The organism is Nocardia sp. NPDC058497 (genome assembly GCF_042720195.1).
Lineage (GTDB): Bacteria > Actinomycetota > Actinomycetes > Mycobacteriales > Mycobacteriaceae > Nocardia.
This window is the reverse complement of record NZ_JBHXMY010001069.1, coordinates 1-1,015: the sequence shown is the minus strand read 5'-3', so window position 1 is coordinate 1,015 and position 1,015 is coordinate 1. Positions and strand designations below refer to the sequence as shown.

General features: G+C 63.2%; 1 protein-coding gene. It reads left to right on the top strand.

Features of this window, described 5'->3' with window-relative positions; translation table 11 throughout:
• The first annotated feature begins 154 nt into the window (after positions 1 to 154).
• Positions 155 to 766 carry an HD domain-containing protein gene (locus tag ACFWPJ_RS33765; RefSeq protein ID WP_378857706.1) on the top strand — a complete coding sequence of 204 codons (612 nt, stop codon included), beginning with the start codon at positions 155 to 157 and terminating at the stop codon, positions 764 to 766.
• Positions 767 to 1,015: the final 249 nt, after the last annotated feature.

The following is a 1,015-nucleotide window of genomic DNA, read 5'->3' as shown; positions in this document are numbered from 1 at the left end:
CTCATAATCCGCTGGTCGTGGGTTCGAGCCCCACCCGCCCCACTTTCCCCTGACCTGCGATGACATGATCCTTGACCGGCCTGCTGGCCACTCCTGATTGTCGAACGACGTAGCAGGTTCTGACTCGATGGAGCTCTAGGCCAGTCGGGTTACTGTGGGTCTGGTGAGATCTGTAGCGCTGCAGCGTGCTCTCGCTGATTCCGGTGATCTGGGGCTGAGGGCGTTGCCTGATCGCGTCGAGGACCTGCTCGCGGATCTCGATGCACCGCCACGGCTCGCCGCGCATCTACGTGCGGTCCACGACGTGGCCTGCCAACTGGCTGACTGGATCCAGCGCCGCTACCCAGAAGCGCGGTTCGACCGGCCAGTCACCTTGTTCGGGGCAGCAACACACGACATCGGGAAGATCGTCCACCCCGACGAGCTCTCAGCCCCCGGCTCCTTGCACGAGCAGGACGGATATCGGCTCCTCCTGGAACAGGGCTTCACTGATGGACTCGCGCGCTTCGCGCGCACCCACGGATCCTGGACCGAAGCCGATATCGAGATGGAAGACCTGCTTGTAAGCCTCGCCGACAAGATCTGGAAGGCAAAGCGGATCCCGGAACTCGAGCAGCTCGTCGTGCGGCGGCTCGCTGCCGCCAGCGGTCAGCAGAGCTGGCAGGTTTTCATGGAACTCGACGACGAACTCGATCGGATCGCGGCAGACGCCAACCGGAGGCTGGCATTCCAAGCCGGACACCCGATCCTTACTCCGCCATCGTGAGGAGTTCCAAATTCCGTCGGTACGATCTGATCGCCGTGACATGGCCAACGACTGACAGTCATCCGGCAATCTCCCGCATGAGTAGCCGCAGCGTCAGAGAGTGTTTCTCAGGCGGCAGTGCGTCCAGGGCTGCCTGAGCGTAGGCCACTCCGGCGTCACGGTCTCCGGCCCGCACGAGCATGAGTCCGCGGTGCATCTGCAGATGCGTTGCGTATCTCGGCAGGCTTGCCGGAAGCTCTCGCCGAGCTT